Annotated in this window: 11 protein-coding genes; 3 read left to right on the top strand and 8 right to left on the bottom strand. The window is 67.3% G+C overall.

Going from position 1 to position 16,456, the window contains the following annotated elements; translation table 11 throughout:
• The 3 genes from ACODRX_RS22345 to ACODRX_RS22335 form a co-directional block, all read right to left on the bottom strand.
• Positions 1 to 1,471, bottom strand: a 1,471-nt coding sequence (locus tag ACODRX_RS22345; protein WP_488873743.1) for a DUF7507 domain-containing protein, incomplete at its 3' end; no start/stop codon positions are given.
• A gap of 98 nt (positions 1,472 to 1,569) precedes the next feature.
• Positions 1,570 to 4,302 (bottom strand): DUF5979 domain-containing protein, encoded by a 2,733-nt coding sequence (locus ACODRX_RS22340; protein ID WP_488873742.1) that lies wholly within the window; start codon positions 4,300 to 4,302, stop codon positions 1,570 to 1,572.
• 332 nt (positions 4,303 to 4,634) lie between these two features.
• Positions 4,635 to 6,917: a protein-disulfide reductase DsbD family protein gene (locus tag ACODRX_RS22335; RefSeq protein ID WP_488873741.1), complete on the bottom strand. Its 2,283-nt coding sequence runs from the start codon at positions 6,915 to 6,917 to the stop codon at positions 4,635 to 4,637.
• 191 nt (positions 6,918 to 7,108) lie between these two features.
• On the opposite strand from ACODRX_RS22335, the gene ACODRX_RS22330 reads away from it, so the two are divergent.
• Positions 7,109 to 8,101, top strand: coding sequence for a Bug family tripartite tricarboxylate transporter substrate binding protein (locus ACODRX_RS22330; protein WP_488873740.1), 993 nt, complete (start codon positions 7,109 to 7,111; stop codon positions 8,099 to 8,101).
• A 100-nt stretch (positions 8,102 to 8,201) separates the two neighbouring features.
• Here the strand turns inward: ACODRX_RS22330 and ACODRX_RS22325 are convergent, their stop codons facing one another.
• The 5 genes from ACODRX_RS22325 to ACODRX_RS22305 all read right to left on the bottom strand — a co-directional run bounded on the left by ACODRX_RS22325 (position 8,202) and on the right by ACODRX_RS22305 (position 13,822).
• The gene (locus tag ACODRX_RS22325; protein WP_488873739.1) at positions 8,202 to 9,317 is read right to left on the bottom strand and encodes a YbdK family carboxylate-amine ligase; all 1,116 of its coding nucleotides are present in this window, start codon (positions 9,315 to 9,317) and stop codon (positions 8,202 to 8,204) included.
• Positions 9,307 to 10,599 carry a cation:proton antiporter domain-containing protein gene (locus tag ACODRX_RS22320; RefSeq protein WP_488873738.1) on the bottom strand — a complete coding sequence of 431 codons (1,293 nt, stop codon included), beginning with the start codon at positions 10,597 to 10,599 and terminating at the stop codon, positions 9,307 to 9,309. The genes ACODRX_RS22325 and ACODRX_RS22320 overlap by 11 nt, the downstream gene beginning before the upstream one ends.
• A gap of 308 nt (positions 10,600 to 10,907) precedes the next feature.
• Positions 10,908 to 11,945, bottom strand: coding sequence for a DctP family TRAP transporter solute-binding subunit (locus ACODRX_RS22315; protein ID WP_488873737.1), 1,038 nt, complete (start codon positions 11,943 to 11,945; stop codon positions 10,908 to 10,910).
• A gap of 30 nt (positions 11,946 to 11,975) precedes the next feature.
• Complete coding sequence (locus tag ACODRX_RS22310) at positions 11,976 to 13,274, bottom strand: TRAP transporter large permease (RefSeq protein WP_488873736.1); 1,299 nt, start codon at positions 13,272 to 13,274, stop codon at positions 11,976 to 11,978.
• Positions 13,271 to 13,822 (bottom strand): TRAP transporter small permease, encoded by a 552-nt coding sequence (locus ACODRX_RS22305; protein WP_488873735.1) that lies wholly within the window; start codon positions 13,820 to 13,822, stop codon positions 13,271 to 13,273. Before ACODRX_RS22305 ends, ACODRX_RS22310 begins: the two co-directional genes overlap by 4 nt.
• 197 nt (positions 13,823 to 14,019) lie before the next feature.
• Between ACODRX_RS22305 and ACODRX_RS22300 the strand changes: the two genes are divergently transcribed.
• Together ACODRX_RS22300 and ACODRX_RS22295 are read left to right on the top strand one after the other, a co-directional pair.
• Positions 14,020 to 14,955: a LysR family transcriptional regulator gene (locus ACODRX_RS22300; RefSeq protein WP_488873734.1), complete on the top strand. Its 936-nt coding sequence runs from the start codon at positions 14,020 to 14,022 to the stop codon at positions 14,953 to 14,955.
• Between the two features lie 547 nt (positions 14,956 to 15,502).
• Positions 15,503 to 16,402, top strand: a complete 900-nt coding sequence (locus ACODRX_RS22295; protein ID WP_488873733.1) for a transporter substrate-binding domain-containing protein — start codon at positions 15,503 to 15,505, stop codon at positions 16,400 to 16,402.
• Positions 16,403 to 16,456: the final 54 nt, after the last annotated feature.

Genomic DNA, 16,456 nt, shown 5'->3' with positions numbered 1-16,456 from the left:
CGCTGCCCGCAGGCGCGGCGCAGGCCTGCACCGGCGTGCCGCCGCTGGCGCTGCAGCTCCAGCTGGCCGATTTCAGCCCGGCGGGAAAGGCATCGCTCAGGTGCAGCTGGGACGCCACCACCGTGCCCACGTTGGCCACGGTGACGGTGTAGTCCACCGGTGCGCCTGCGGCCACCGGCCCTGGCGTGCTCGCGGTCTTGGTGATGGTGATTTCGGGTGGCACCGGATCGGCAAAGCAGCTGGGCAGGGTTTGCGTCAGGCCCAGCGCCGAATAGTCCTGGCCGCCATTGACCGTGAGCTGCTCGAAGACGCCGATGGTCGCTCCGGCTGCCGGGCGCGTATTGGGGGTAGGCAGGCGGTAGAGATAGTCGCTGGCCTTGGTGCCCATGACGCCATTGGCCCACCACAGCGCGCCATCGGCACCGATGCGCAGGGCGCCGCCATAGCCGCCGGTGCGGGTGATGCGCCGCTGCGTGCCGGCAATGGTGGCGGCATTGCCGCTGGACAGGTCGTAGCTGTAGAGAAAGCTGGTGCCGTTCGATGCGATGGTGGCGACGTACAGGCTCTGGCTGTCGGGGCTGAAGGCTGCCGAATACAGGTTGTAGTAGTCACCCAGGCCCGACACCGGCCACACGATGGGATTGCTGGCCGTGCCGCTCGCGCGGTCGAACTCCATCACCGAGATATTGCTGGGGCCGGTGGGGTATTGGCGGTTCTGCGCGACCAGCTTGCTGCCGTCGCCGTTGAAGCTGAGGCTGGTGTAGACCGAGGCATCGGTATAGCCCATGGTGGACTCCACCATCGCGCCCACGCCGCTGGCCTTGACCTCGAAGGCCATGATCTTGTTGGTGTTCAGCTCGATGCCCACGACCCAGAAGCCGTCGCCGGCGGCATTGGGTACCGCGGTCATGGCCTCGCTGCTTTTGCCGGCGGTGGCGGCCACGGCCACGTTCTTGGCGGTGACGGCGCCCAGCCCGCCGTTGGCGTTCATGTCCACGACGGAGTAGTACCAGCTGCGGTCGCTGGACGGGTCCGAGAACCCGCCGGTAACGGTGTTGTTGGTGAAGACGTAGTACTCACCCTTCTTGGCGGGATTGGCGAACGCCACCGAGCTTTGCTCGGCGCTGGGCCGGGCCTTGAGCCCCGAGCCATTGGGCATCGCCGTGCCGTCGGCGCGGTAGATGCTGCCGCCGTCCACGAAGAACTGCAGCTGGCCGCTGGCGTCGGTGACGGCCGAGTTGGTTTCCGCATCGGTGCTGGCGGGGTTGTTGGCCAGGGTGTAGCTGCTGCCGCTGACCGCGAAGTCCAGCATCACATGGTTTTGCAGCGGCCAAAAGCGCTGGGTGGCGCGTGTTTCCGCGGGCGTGCAGGCGCGCAGCACCGATTCGCTTGCGGTGGTCTGCGCCTGGGCGGCGGCAGCGCCTGCCAACAGCAGGGCGGAGGCCAGGGTGTGGCGGGTGGAAAAAGGCATGAAGCGTTCTATCGCGGCCGGGCCGCGTGGATGGTTGCGATGGCGGCCCGCACCCGCAGGGCTTGCAGGCAGGTGCGGGTGCGTGGGGAGGCTGATTGTCAGCCGCGCCGGCCGCGGCCCTTGCGCAGGCCTGCGGCCAGGCCGATCAGCGCGGCCAGGCCGCCCAGGGCCAGCGGCGCATTGACCGGCACCGGCGTGGCCGTGCCGGCAGCCTTCTTGGTCAGCTTGTTGGCGATGGTGGCGGTGGCGGTCTGCCCTTCGGCGATCGCGCCGGGCTGGGTATAGGCGGGAGTGCCCCATTCCATGCCCGTGGGCGCCGCCGGCAGGGTCTCGGCCACCGTGCACTGGCTGCCCGCCTGCACGGTGATCGGGGTTGCGCTGCCCTGGTTGTTGCTGACCGCGATGCTGCCGCCGGTGTTGAACACGGGGTTGGTGCAGGACACGCTGAAATCGATGCTGCCGCTGTAGGCTGCCGCGCCAGCGGGCACCTGCACCGTCTTGGTCACCAGCAGCTGGCCGGTCTTGGGCGCATCCTTGACCAAGGTGTTGACGATGGTCAGGGTCTGCGTGCCGGCGGGCGGCATGGGCGCGCCGGCCGCAGGCAGCGTGGTGCCGCCCCAGTGGTAGCCGGCGGGCGCCGCGGGCAAGGCGCCCTCGGTCACCGAGCAACTGCTGCCGGCCGCCACGGTGATCGGATCGGCGCTGCCCTGGTTGGCGGAGACGGCGATGCTGCCGTCCTGGCTGAAGCTGGGCGTGGTGCAGCTGAGCGTGAACGGGATGCTGCCGCTGAAGGCGGGCGCGTCGGCCGGCGCATCCACCTGTTTTCTCACGGTGACGGTGCCGATGTTGGCCCGCGATTGCAGGTACCAGTCGTTGCCCACCTTGACCAGCGTGTAGTCGTAGTTGCCCTGGGTGACCGTGCCGCCGTCGAGGGTGAAGACGGCATTGGAGTTGCCCGTCACCTGCACGACCAGAATGCCCTTGCCGTCGCCGGTGGTCGTGGTGTCGGCGCCGGGGCAGGCCGCGTTGTTGAAGGGGGTCACCTTGAGCACAGTGGCCCCGTTGGTGTCGCCGTCGACCACCAGCTTGTCCGAATCCGCGCCGCTGCCCGCCAGGCAGGTGTCCACGGCCAGCACCGCGCCATTGCTGCCGGTATAGCTGGGCTTTACGGTCAGCACATCGTTGGGCTCGTTGTCCACCAGGTTGGTGGTGGATGCGTCGGAGCTCAGCGGCCCGTTCATCACGAAGGCGGCTGCGCCGCCCTTGAAGGCGTTGAGCGTGGAGGCCGCCTTCATGTCGAAGCTGGTGTAGGTGGCGGTCTTGTCGCCGTTGCTCTTCTCGACCAGGTTCCAGGTGGAGGCATGGTCCAGATCGATGTCCAGCGTGGAGCTGGCGTAGTTCTGGTTGGACAGGCCCTTGGCGACGCTGGCGTTGTCCAGGGTCAGCAGCACCGAGCTGGCGGTTGTCGAGCTGCGGGACTTGACGATGTCGATCAGATAGCCGTTGCTCGCGGCGCTGAGGTCGGAGGCATTGTCGAACAGGATCTGCACATCCTGCTGCCCGCTGTCCACCAGCAGCAGCGGCGCGGTGGCCGATTGGGTCTTGACGGTGGCCTTGGCGAAGAGCGCCTGGATGCCCGGCCCGAGCGCGCCGCCCGAATCCACATTGCTGCCCCAGTCGTCGATGCCGATCGCCAGCGCCGAGCGGCTGGCGGTGATGTCGGCGGAGCTGTTGGCGCCGTTGGCAAGCAGCTGCGAGCCGCTGACCGCCATCTTGATCGCCGAGCTCATATAGGCCTGGCCGCCGCCAAAAGCCGGGTCCATCACGATCGTCAGGGCTCCATTGGAGACGACCAGGCCCTTGCCGGTGCCGACGGCTCGGGTCTTGCCGATCTTGATGGCGCTGCTGTCCCAGCTGCCGGTGCCGCTCTTCACCATCTTGATGCTGCTGTCGTTCAGGATCACTTGCGAGACGGCTTCGGTACCGGAGCTGTCCGATGCTGCGCCCGATACGTAAATGCCTTCGATGCGCGGGCCCGTCAGCGTCATGTCGAGCTTGGTCTTGATCTCGATCTTGCCGGTGCTGCCGTTGCCCGAGTCCTGGTAGGCACCCTGGATGGCGCGCAGGCCGCTATTGAGTACCGGTAGGACGGCTCCGCCAGCGTATGTTTGCTGGATGGTCGCATTGTCGAGGGTGATGGTGGAAAACTTGCCATTGTTCGCCGTGCCGCTTTCGCCCGCATTGACGGAAGAGCCGGCGAGGATGCCGTACGAAGCCACTGTTCCGCTGGAGTTGCCGCCGGTGTAATTGCCGCTGGTTGCCGTCAGGGTGAAATTGTTGCCGTTGAGCGGAACCGCCAGGGAGGTGACCAGGCCATTGATGCCGCCGTTCGCACCAGTGTTGGTGATGTTTGCGGTAACGTCGGTGAAGTTGATGCTGCCGTGGGTGAGGTACTGATTGCCAATGACGGGACCAAAGGCATTGCTTCCGTTATAGGAAACATTCGTTGCTCCCACAGTGACGATATCATTGGGTGCCGTCAATGCACTGCGCACCAATACATACCAGCTGGCCCCGGTACCCAACGCCGTAGGTGAGGCCGTGGTGGCAGGAACTTCGTTGCAATTCGTGGGCAAGGGGGCAGCCGTCCAGCCCGCGAGGTAGGAGCCGTTCGCATTGGGGGCGCATGTCACCGCCCAGGCCGAGCCGCTGCTTGCCGCAGCCAATACAACGACTGCCACCGTGGCCTTGCCGGCGCGCCGCGTGATTTCCGAACATGCCACCCAGGCTCCCAGTGCGGCGTTCCACTTGCTGGTATAGGTTTTGTTCATACGCTTCCTCTTGATTGATAGATCCGAAGCCTGGCGCCGCGTCATCGTGGGCGGTGATGGTCAAAGGCTATCGATGGATTTGTATTTATAAATTTATCTATCGTTAAGAGGCAGGCGGATTTATCAACAAATGTTCAAAAGGCGTGAGAAATTTATTAACTAGTGTTTATTGATTTATTTGATTTTCCCAGCCAAATTATTGGGCTGCTGGATTCACCTGCCGGCGACCATGGCGAGCGAGTCCGCAGCCATGCACGTCATGCATGGGCAGGGATGCGGATGCCGACAAGGATCGACAGGGGGCGGCAGGGGTGGATGCCGGGCCGGCCGGATCAGCCCTGGGGCTGCAGCCCCTGCAGCGCCTGCAGCACTTCCTGGCTGCTGAGGATTTCGGACAGCAGCTGCGGCGGCTTGCCGGGCGCGTACAGCACGTAGACCGGCACGCCGCTGCGTCCCAGCTGGTTCAGCGCGGCGGTGATGGCGGGGTCCTGCCGCGTCCAGTCGGCGCGCAGCAGCTGCACCTTGCGCTCGGCAAAGCCGGCCAGCACGACGGGGTTGGCCAGCGTGGTGCGCTTGTTGTACTGGCAAGTCACGCACCAGGCGGCGGTGAAGTCGACGAATACCGGCTGCCGGGCGGCGAGCGCCTGGGCCACCCGGTCGGCGGACCAGGGTTGCCATTGCCCGCTACCCGTGGCATGCGCCGTTTCGCCCTGGGCCGGCATGGCTGCGGCCTGCAGGATGTTCTTGCCGCTGGTGCCCGCGAGGGCGGCGGTGATGGCGATGAAGACGCCGGCCAGCACCCAGCGGGTGCGCCCGGCCAGCGTCAGCGCCCAGGCCACGGCTGCCAGCGCCACCAGCAGGGCCAGCAGCGTGGCAGCGCCGTCGATGCCCGATTGCTGGCCCAGCACCCATACCAGCCAGACCACGGTGGCGAACATGGGGAAGGCCATCGCGCGGCGGAAGGTGTCCATCCAGGCGCCCGGGCGCGGCAGCCAGCGCGCCACGGCCGGCACCCAGCTGGCCAGCAGGTAGGGCAGTGCCATGCCCAGGCCCAGCGCGGCGAAGACCAGCAGCGCCTGGGCGGCGGGCAGGCTCACGGCCAGGCCCATCGAGGCGCCCATGAAGGGCGCGGTGCAGGGCGATGCCACGGCCACCGCCAGCACGCCCGACAGAAAGGCATTGGCCAGCGGATTGCGGGCCTGGTGCCCGGCCAGGCCGCTGGGCACCAGGTGGCCGAACTCGAACACGCCGGCAAGGTTGAGGCCGATCACCGTGAACAGCACCGCAAGCGCCGCCACCATGGCCGGCGACTGCAGCTGAAAGCCCCAGCCCAGCTGCTGCCCCGCGGCGCGCAGCGCCAGCAGCAGGGCGCCCAGCGCGAGGAAGGACAGCACCACGCCGGCGGTGTAGGCCAGGCCGCCGGCGCGCTGGCGGCCCAGGTCGCTGCCATGCGCGGCAAAGCCGAGCACCTTGATCGCCAGGATGGGGAAGACGCAGGGCATCAGGTTCAGGATCAGGCCGCCGAGCAGCCCACCCAGCAGGGCTGGCCATAGCGCGGCGGTGGCGGCTGGCGCCGTGGGCGCTGCCGCTGCTGGCGGCGCCTGCCTGGCGTTGGCCTCCAGCGCCGCCTGCAGCGCGGGCGAGACCTCGGCGCGCGCGGCGGCGCGCCAGGGCTGGTCGAGCACGGTCTCGGTGCGCCAGGCGATGGCGCCGTCCGCGCGGCGCTGGTCGGCGGTGGTGAGCACCAGTGGCAGCGCGGCCGGCGCCTGGCCGCGCGCGGCCGACAGCGGCACGCGGGCCTGCCAGGTGGCGCCGTCCCAGGATTGCTGCAGGTCCTGGCCGTCCTGCATCGCATGGTGCAGGGCTTCGCCCAGCTCGGGCATGACGGTGAGGTGCTGGCCCTGCAGCGCGGCGGGCAGGCCGCTGACGCTGAGGCGCAGGAAGTCGCCGTCCACCGTGGCGCGGCTGTCGCCCTGCAGGGCCGCCGGCACCTGCCCGGCGGCGGCGGCGAAGTCGGCCGCGTATATGGCGGTGGTGCCGGCCAGCGGCAGGCTGAGGCTGAAATTGCCTTCTTCGGGAATGCATTCCACGCGGCAGACCAGCCATTGCGCATGCAGCTGCACGTTTACCTCGCGCTGGCCCGGCGCCGGCGCGAACCTGGCCGAGACCTGCACCGGCACCGGCAGCAGCAGCTTGCCTTCGTAGCCGTAGTTGACCAGGCTGCCGATGCGGATCGGGTGGGGTGTGGGCCAGGCGATCTCGCCGGCGTTCCAGCCGGCGGGCAGCTGCCAGTCGAGCTGGGTGGGCAGGCCCGAGTCGCCGGGGTTTTTCCAGTAGGTATGCCATTCGGGCTGGTGCTCCAGCAGCAGCCCGAGCTGCAGCGGCTTGCCGGGGCCTATGCCCTCGGGCGCCTGGGCGACCAGCTCGGCGCGCACGCGCGGCGTGGTGACGACCGGGCCGGAGGGGCCGGCAGGGCTGCCAGAGGCCGCCGCCTGGCCGTTACCGATATTGAGCTTGATCTGCGCCCTGGCGCCGATGGACAGGGCGCTGGCGGCGATGAAGAGCAGCGCAAAAAAAAGCGCCCAGCGGCTGCGGCGTGTGGTGGATGTCTGCATGGGTAGGAGCGGGATAGCCACGGTGGGAGTGCGGTGTGCGCCCGATGGTTCCCAGGCCGCCATTATGCGGAGCCGGGCCCGGCTGTTGATACACAAAAAATATCATTGCATAGTTGTTCAATAGTGGACAGCCGGCGCGCGCGCTTTCAGAATGGCCGCTCCAGCAGGTATTCACACAGGAGACAAGACCTATGGCAGCAAGCACCCGGCGCCATTTTCTGACCACCACGGCCTCTGCCGCCGCCGCCGTTGCGGCCTATGGCGCGCCGCATCTGGCGCAGGCGCAGCAGGCCTATCCGAACAAGCCGGTGCGGGTGATCGTGCCGTTCCCGGCCGGCGGCACGACCGACGTGGTGGCGCGGCTGGTGCTGCAAAAGCTTGGTGAGCTGATGAAGGCTTCGTTCGTGGTCGAGAACAAGGGCGGCGCCAACGGCATCATCGGCACCGAGCAGGTGGCGCGCGCGCCGGCCGACGGCTATACGCTGCTGTTCAACACCGGCGGCGCGCAGACGCTGAGCCCGGTGATCTACAAGGCGGGCTACGAGGCGCTGGGCAGCTTCGAGCCCATCGCCAAGGTCTGCGATGTGGGCTTCGTGGTGATCGCGCGCAAGGACCTGCCGGTCAACTCGATGCAGGAGCTGGTCGCGCTGGCCAAGAAGTCCACCGACAAGCCGCTGACCATCTCTTCGGGCAGCAGCATGATCACGCTGATCACCGAGCAGTTCAAGCGCGTGATCGGCGCGCCGCAGCTGATCAATGCGCAGTACAAGGGCACCAGCCCGCAGATGCAGGCGGTGGTGGCGGGCGAGGTGGATTTCTCGTTCGACTCGTTCGCGTCGGTGGAGATGATCCGCGCCGGCCGGGTCAAGCCGCTGGGCGTGCTGCTGCCGCACCGCGCCGAGAGCTTCCCGCAGGTGCCCACGTTCAAGGAGCTGGGCATCAAGGACATGGACTTCAGCTCCTGGGCCGGCATGCTCGCGCCCAAGGGCACGCCCAAGGAGATCGTGCAGGCGCTGGCCAAGGGCGTGGACCAGGTGATGCAGATGCCCGATGTGCTGGCCAAGCTCAAGACCTACGACTACGTGCCCACCCGCATCACGCCCGAGGCCTTCGGCAAGCAGATCCAGGCCGAGAACGAGCGCTGGAAGCAGGTGGTGAAGGACACCGGCTTCAAGCTGGAATAATTGCTTTAAAAAACATAGCTGCTGGCGCGCTACTGTATTGGTTTTTAGATATAAATATATCTAAAAACAAGCGGAAGTAAGCGCTGGCAGCTATTATTTTTTACTGGCCCCTGAAACGCAGCGCCGCCTGCCGCACCACCTCGGGCAGCAGGTGCTCGCGCTCGAAGACTTCGCGCAGCCAGCGGGCATCGTTCTGGCCGGCGTTCACGTCCTGGCGCAGGGCCTTCAATGCCTCCTGGCTGGACGGCGGCGCATGCGCGGTGATGCGCTGCAGCGTCTGCAGGATGTGCTCGCGCAGCGCCATGTGCTCGCCGCTGACCGGGTCGACATACACCCCCTCCAGCCCGAAGCGGCAGGCCTGGAAGCGGTTGTAGGTGTAGACCAGGTAGTCGTCCTCCTGCGGGGTGAAGGGGTTGTCCGCCAGGAACCAGGCGCCCAGCGCCTGCACGTAGGCCGCCAGCGCGGCGGCGCGCTCGATCGACAGCGGCGTGTCGAAGACCCGCACCTCCACCGTGCCGAATTCGGGCTTGGGGCGGATGTCCCAGTAGAAATCCTTCATGCTCTTGATGACGCCGGTGGCGGTCATCTTGTCGAAGTAGCGCTCGAAATCCTCCCAGTGCAGCGCGAACGGCGCGCGGCCCGACAGCGGAAACGCGAACACCGAGTTCAGCCGCGCCGAGTCGAAGGCCGTGTCCTGCCCCTGCACGAAGGGGCTCGACGACGACAGCGCGATGAAGTGCGGTATGTAGCGCGACAGCCGGTGCAGCATCAGCAGCGCCGCATCGGCGTCGGGGCAGCCCACATGCACATGCTGGCCGAAGATGGTGAACTGCTTGGTGAGGTAGCCGTACAGCGCGGTCAGCTCCTTGAAGCGCGGCTTGTCGTAGATGCGCTGCTGGTGCCATTGCTGGAACGGGTGCGTGCCGCCGCCCACCAGCGCGATGTTCAGCCGGTCGGCCGCCTTCACCAGCACGTCGCGGGTCACGCGCAGCTGGGCCAGCGCGTCCTCGGCATCGGTGCACACGCCGGTGGAGATCTCGATCATGCTCGACGTCACCTCGGGCACGATGCTGCCCGGCACCTTGGCCTTGGCCAGCAGCGCGAGCATGTCCTGCGCATAGGGCGCGAGATCGTAGTCGTGCGTGCCCACGAGCTGCAGCTCCAGCTCCACGCCCAGCGTCAGCGGATCGGAATGGTGGAAGGCCTCAAGCGTCATGGCGTCGTCCTTTGCGCAGCAGTGCGGCCGGCCCGATGCCGCGGTGGGCCTCGCCCGATTGCCACCAGGCCAGCGACATCAGCAGCGCGCCCACCAGCTCGCTGGCCACCACCATCGGCAGCGCCAGCGCGGCGAAGGTGGCGGCATAGCTGCCGTCGGCACCCGGCGTGGCCGCCCATTGCGCCGCCAGCGTGGAGGCCAGCAGCAGCGCCACGCCCGACTGCGGCAGCTGCGCGCAGCCCACCGCCCACTGGCGGCGCCACTGCAGGCCGCTGGTCCAGCCGCCCAGCGCCACGCCCAGCCACTTGGCCGCGCCGCGCGCCAGCGCCGCGGCCAGCGCCCAGGCCAGCAGCTGCGGCGTCAGGCCCACGCGCGTCACCATGCTGGCGATCAGCACGAACATCAGCAGGTTCAGCATCGAGTTGGCCGACACGAAGGCCGGCGGCCACACCAGCGGGCGCGGGCTCAGGTTGCGCAGCAGCACGCCGGTCAGCAGCAGCGCCAGCGCCGCCGAGCCGCCCCAGCGCTGCGACATGGTGGCCACCGCGGCCAGCACCGCCAGCATGTACAGCGCGGTGTTGTCGCTGCTCGAAGGCCGCCAGCGCAGCACCGGCCACAGCAAGGCGCCGGCCAGCGCGGTCCACAGCAGCGTGAGCAGCAGATCGCCGCCGAGCTGGCCAAGCGCGGACAGCCAGTGGGCCTCGGCCGGCGCCAGGTGGCCGACGGCGGCCAGCAGCCCACCCATCATCAGCGCGTAGAAGGCGGACAGCGTGGCAAGCGTCAGGCTGCGGTCGGTGATCGGGCCCTTGGCCTGCAGGTCGAGCGCCACGCGCAATACCACCGAGGGCGAGGCCGCCATGGCCACCACGCCCATGCCCAGGGCCACCGGCATGGGCTGGCCGGTCCACCACAGCAAAGCGGCCACGGCGGCAAAGCCCAGCAGCGATTCCAGCAGGCTCTGCAGCAGCACGCCGGGCTGGCGCAGCAGCCAGCGCAGCGACAGCTGGGTGCCGGCCATCAGCAAGGTGGCGGCCAGCGCCATCTGCAGCAGCAGCATGCCCAGGCCCTGCACCGGCCAGGGCAGGTCGCCAAAGCCGATCCAGCCCGCGGCCAGCCCGACCACGGTGTAGCCCAGCATGCGCGGCAGGCCGGTATAGCGGTGCACCGCGTGGCCCACCAGCGCGGCGCTGGCCACCAGCACCGCCCAGTTGAGCAGCGCGGGGCTGTCGGCCAGGCTGGCCCACAGGGGGGATAGAGCGGGGGGCGCGGTGGCTGTGCTCATGCAAATCTCCGAAGGCCGGCGCTTGCCGCCAGGCCGATGTTGTTGTCACGTGGGCCGGATGGGTGGCTGCCAGCGGCAGGGCCATCCCCAGGGTGCATGGCCTTGCGCTGGCAAGCCGCTGCGAATGTTTAACGAATTCTCAACCGGATGTGACTTGATGATACGAGGCCCAGACCTCGCGTCAAATCTGCCGCGCTGGGCGCAGTGGGAATGTACTGTAGGACAAATGCCATTGCATTTGTAGGAATCAAGAAAAAAAGCCATCGGCGAAAGGCCCGATGGCTTTCAAAGACGATAGCAGGCGGCGCTTATTTCTTGCGGGCAGCGATGGCCTTCTCGGCCACATCCACCAGATCGGTGCCGACTTGCTGTTTCCATTTGTCGTAGACCGGGCGGGTGGCCTTGGCGAAGGCGTCGCGCTCGGCCGGGCTGAGCTGGGTGACGGTGACGCCGCCGGCCGCCAGCTCCTTGACCAGCGGCTGGTCGGCCTCGATCATGCCCTTGCGGGCGATCGCGATCTCTTCCTTGCCGGCCTCGATCGCGGCCTGGCGCACGATCTCCTGGTCGGCCTTGCTCCAGCTGTTCCAGATGTCCTTGTTGACCACGAAGATCAGCGGATCGTTGATGTAGCCCCACAGCGTCAGGTACTTCTGGCCCACGGTCTGCAGCTTGGCGGCCTGGTAGACCGCCACCGGGTTCTCCTGGCCGTCCACCGCGCCGCTGGCCATGGCCGGCTGGGCATCGGCCCAGCTCATCTGCGTGGGGTTGGCGCCCAGCGCGGTGAAGGTGTCGACGAACAGCGGCGAGCCCACGACGCGGATCTTCAGGCCCTTGAGGTCGGCCGGGGTCTTGATCGCATGCTTGGAGTTGGAGATTTCGCGGTAGCCGTTCTCGCCCCAGGCCAGCGGCACGACGCCGGCCTTCTCCAGGCGCTGGAACAGCCGCTTGCCGGGCTCGCCCTGCGTGAGCGCGTCCACGGCGGCATAGTCGGGCATCAGGAAGGGCAGCGCGAACAGGTTCAGCTCCTTGATCTGCGGCGACCAGTTCAGCGTCGAGCCCACGGCCATGTCGATCACGCCCTGGCGCAGCGCGCTGAACTCGCGCGTCTGGTCGCCCTGGATCAGCGACACGCCCGGGTAGAGCTTGATGTTGATGCGGCCCTGGGTGCGCTCGCGCACCTTGTTGGCCCAGATTTCGCCGCCCTTGCCCCAGGGGAAGGCCGGGCCCAGCACCAGCGACAGGCGGTACTCGCTCTTGTAGTGGCTCTGGGCCAGCGCCGGCGTGGCGCTGAACGCCAGGGCGGCCGCGGCGGCGATGGACGAGGCGAGGAAGCTGCGAAGTTTCATGGAACAGGTCTCCTTTTTAAAAAACGAATGTTAATAGCCGAGGTACTCGGGCAGCCACAGCGCCAGCTGCGGCCAGGCGATCACCGCCACCATCACCAGGAACATGGCCAGCAGCATGGGGCCGACCCAGCGCACGGTGGACTCCATGCGCACGCCGGCGATGCGGCACGACACCATCAGGTTCACCGCCAGCGGCGGCGTGAACTGGCCCAGCGCCACCTTGAGCGTGAGGATCACGCCGAACCATACCGGATTCCAGTGGTAGTGGTTCATGATGGGCGCGAGCAGCGGCACGAAGATCAGGAAGATCGATACGCCGTCGAGGAACATGCCCACGGTGATGAGCAGCAGGATCAGCAGCGCCAGCACGCCGTATTCGCCCAGGCCCGAATTCACGATCGCGGTGGTCACCGGATCGATCACGCCCAGCGTGGACAGCGAGAACGCGAAGATGCCGGCCAGCGACACCACCAGCAGGATCACCGCCGACAGCTCGCCGGCCTCGCGCAGGATCGGGAACAGGTCGCGCAGCGTGATGGTGCGGTGCACGAACATGCCCACGAACAGGCCGTAGAACACCGCTACCACCGCCGCCTCGGTGGGCGTGAACCAGCCGGCGCGCATGCCGCCCAGGATCACCACCGGCGCCGCCAGGCCCCAGGAAGCCTCGCGCAGGCTCCGCCAGAACGGCGGCCTGGGCAGCGTGGCCTCGAGCGCGCCCATCTTGTGCTTGCGCGCCATCCACACTGCGGGCACGATCAGCGCCACGCCGGCCAGCACGCCCGGCACCATGCCGGCGGCGAACAGCGCCGGCACCGAGGCGCCCGGCACCAGCACCGAATAGATGATGAAGGCCACCGACGGCGGGATCAGGATGTCGGTGGCCGCGGCGGCCCCGACCACGCTGGCCGAGAAGCTGCCGGGGTAGCCGGCGCGGCTCATCGCGGCGATCATCACGCCGCCCACGGCGGCCGCGTTGGCCGGGCCCGAGCCCGAGATGCCGCCCAGGAACATGGCCACCACGATGGCCACCAGCGGCAGCATGCCCGGGCCGCGGCCGACGATGGCGATCGCGAAGTTCACCAGGCGCAGCGCCACGCCCGAGCGGTCGAAGATCGAGCCCACCAGCACGAACATCGGGATCGCCAGCAGCGGGTACTTGCCCAGGCCCGCATAGAAGTTCTGCGGCACGGCCAGCAGGCCGAACCACTGCGCATCGGCGTTGGCCAGCGCGATCGCGGCGGCGCCGGCCAGGCCGAGCGCGGCGCCGATGGGCACGCCCACGAACATCATGAGCAGGAAGACGGCGAAGAGCAGCGTGGCGATCATGCGAGCTCCTTCACCGGCTGCTCCTCGTTCACCTCGGCAAAGCTGGCCCGGCCCTGGCGCCGGTACAGGCCCAGCGCGCGCAGCGTGATCAGCAGCGAGAACACCGGCAGCCACACCGAATACCACCACTGGGGCAGGCCGATGCCGGGCGAGGTCTCCTCGAAGCGGAAATCGTCGTACACCACGCGCACGCTGAGCACCGCGATCACCCCGAACAGCAGCGCCACCATCAGCGAGCCAAAGCGGGCCAGGGCCTTGCGGCGGCGCGCGTTGCCGCCCTGGGCGAAGTATTCGATGCGGATGTGCAAGTCGCGCGCCACCGCGCCCGAGCCGGCCACCAGCGCGAGCACGATCATCAGGAAGACCGAGATCTCCTCGGTCCAGGCGAACGAGCTGTTGGTGAAATAGCGCACCAGCACGTTGGCGAAGGTGATCAGCGCCAGCAGCGCCATGACGATGACGGTGAGCCAGTCTTCGAGCCAGAGGCCGCGGGCGGGTGGTGGGGCGGGGGGCGTGTTGGCCGCAGGTATGTCTTGTTGTGATGGCATGGCAGGCACCAGGCGGAAACCGGGCGGAAAAACGAACACGCCGCCGGGGTCGGCGCGTGTGTGCGGAGTTTCAACGAAGTCGGACGATCTGAAAAGGGCCGCCTTGTGGGCGCCTGCAGCGCGCATCCCGGATGGGTAACCGATAGCGCCTGCGCATTATCGCCTTCGGGCCGCCTGGCTTTGCCGATAATGCGTGGATGGAAACCAAATGGCTTGAAGATTTTGTGAGCTTGGCGGAGACGCGCAGCTTTAGCCGCTCGGCCCAGCTGCGCCATGTGACGCAGCCGGCCTTCTCGCGCCGCATCCAGGCGCTGGAGTCGTGGGCCGGCGCCGATCTGGTCGACCGCAGCTCCTACCCCACGCGGCTCACGCCGGCGGGCAAGACCTTGCATACCCAGGCCATCGAGATCCTGCAGGCGGTGCAGAGCACGCGCTCCATGCTGCGGGTGCATGCCTCGTCGGGCAAGGACCTGGTGGACTTCGCGGTGCCGCACACGCTGGCATTCACCTTCTTTCCCGCCTGGGTTTCGGGCCTGCGCAACGACTTCGGCCTGTTCAAGAGCCGGCTCATGGCGCTGAACGTGCACGATGCGGTGATCCGCCTGGTGGAGGGCGGCTGCGACCTGCTGATCGCCTACCACCATGCCTCGCAGCCGATACAGCTCGATCCGGCGCGCTACGAGATGGTCAGCCTGGGGCGCGAGATCCTGGCACCCTACTGCAAGCCGGGGCTCGATGGGCAGCCGCTGTTTCCGCTGCCCGGCACGGCCGAGGTGCCGCTGCCCTTTTTGGGCTATGCGCCGGGCGCCTACCTCAGCCGCGTGACCGACCTGGCGTTGAAGCAGGCGAGCGAGCCCGCCCATCTCGACCGGGTCTACGAGACCGACATGGCCGAAGGCCTGAAGGCCATGGCCATGGAAGGACACGGCCTGGCGTTCCTGCCGCAAAGCGCGATCCGCAAGGAGTTCAAGGCCAGGAAGCTGGTGCGCGCCGACGAGCCCGTCTCCAGCGCCTGGGAGGTGGAGATGGATGTGCGCGCCTACCGCGAGAAGCCGGCGTCCAAGGACGCGGTCAAGCGCACCGCCCAGGCCCTGTGGGAATACCTGCTCGCACGCAACCCCGGGCGCGGCTAGGCTAGGGCGTGTCATCAATCAAATCCCCGCGGCGAAAGCCGTGCGGGCGGTGCAGTGCAAGGCGCCCTGAGCGCGGTGTAGCCAGCTACATGAGCGAGGGGCAACGCCGCAATGCGCCGCCCGCACGGCTTTCCCTTCGGGCTGCTCGGCCATGCGGCGTCTGCTTTGTCGCACGGCTGGCCCATAGATGGCTATGGGCTGCGCCGCGCTTCGCGCATCCATCCGCATGGCCGAGCCAGCGCCGGGGGAATTTGATTGATGACACGCCCTAAAGCGCCGGGCCGGGGCTTGCAAACAACTATCTATTCCAGAGCGGTGCAGGGTAATTTCTAATGGGGCGGGGGCGAAGATGTGCGATGCTCGCGGCCCACTGCATGGCGCTGCCCCTACCCGCAACAGCGTTTACCCCGGTTTGCGGCGAAAAAATGAAGCAATCGCCGCAAACCCATGCAGATTGGTGTCAAACTTGCTTATAACCTGCATGACCCCATGGCTGTGCCATGGACCCGTTGGTGTCATGCACTTTTTTTGCACAGGAGTACTGAAGATGAAGAAACACTTGCTGGCTTTGGCCGTTACCGTTCTTGCGGCAGGCAGCGCGATGGCGCAGGCCGGCGACACGCTGGCGAAGATCAAGTCTTCAGGCGCCATCACCCTGGGCGTGCGCGAGTCTTCGGGCCTGGGCTACACGCTGGGCAACGGCAAGTACGTGGGCTTCCACACCGAGATGGCCGAGAACATCGTGGGCGACCTGCAAAAGAAGCTCGGCCTGGCCAAGCTGAACATCAACTACCAGCCGGTGACCTCGCAGAACCGCGTGCCGCTGGTGCAAAACGGCACGGTGGACCTGGAATGCGGCTCCACCACCAACAATGCCTCGCGCGCCAAGGAAGCAGCCTTTGCCTACACCACCTATGTGGAAGAAGTGCGCATCGCCGTCAAGGCCAATTCCGGCATCACCGGCATCAAGGACCTGAACGGCAAGAACATCGTCACCACCACCGGCACCACTTCGGTGCAGACGCTGCGCAAGAACAAGCGCGCCGATGGCCTGACTTTCAAGGAAGTCATGGGCAAGGACCATGCGGACAGCTTCCTGATGCTGGAGTCCGGCCGCGCCGACGCCTTCATCATGGACGGCTCGATCCTGGCCGCCAACATCTCCAAGTCCAAGAGCCCGCAGGACTACAAGATCGTCGGCGAAGTGCTGTCGGTCGAGCCCATCGCCTGCATGCTGCGCAAGGACGACCCCGCCTTCAAGAAGGCGGTGGACGACAGCATCGTGCGCCAGATCAAGGATGGCACGCTGGCCAAGCTGTATGACAAGTGGTTCATGCAGCCCATCCCGCCGAACAACGTGAAGGTGGGCCTGCCGCTGTCCGAGGCCACCAAGGAAGCCTGGGCCCATCCCAACGACAAGCCCATGGAAGACTACGCGCAGAAGTAAGCGCATGGCTTGATGGGCGCCTCTTCAAACGGCGTTTGGAGAGGCGTTTTTCGT

Source organism: Comamonas sp. FG99 (assembly GCF_057808605.1).
Note: the sequence above shows the minus strand (reverse complement) of the source record. Positions and strands in the feature narration are given on the sequence as shown.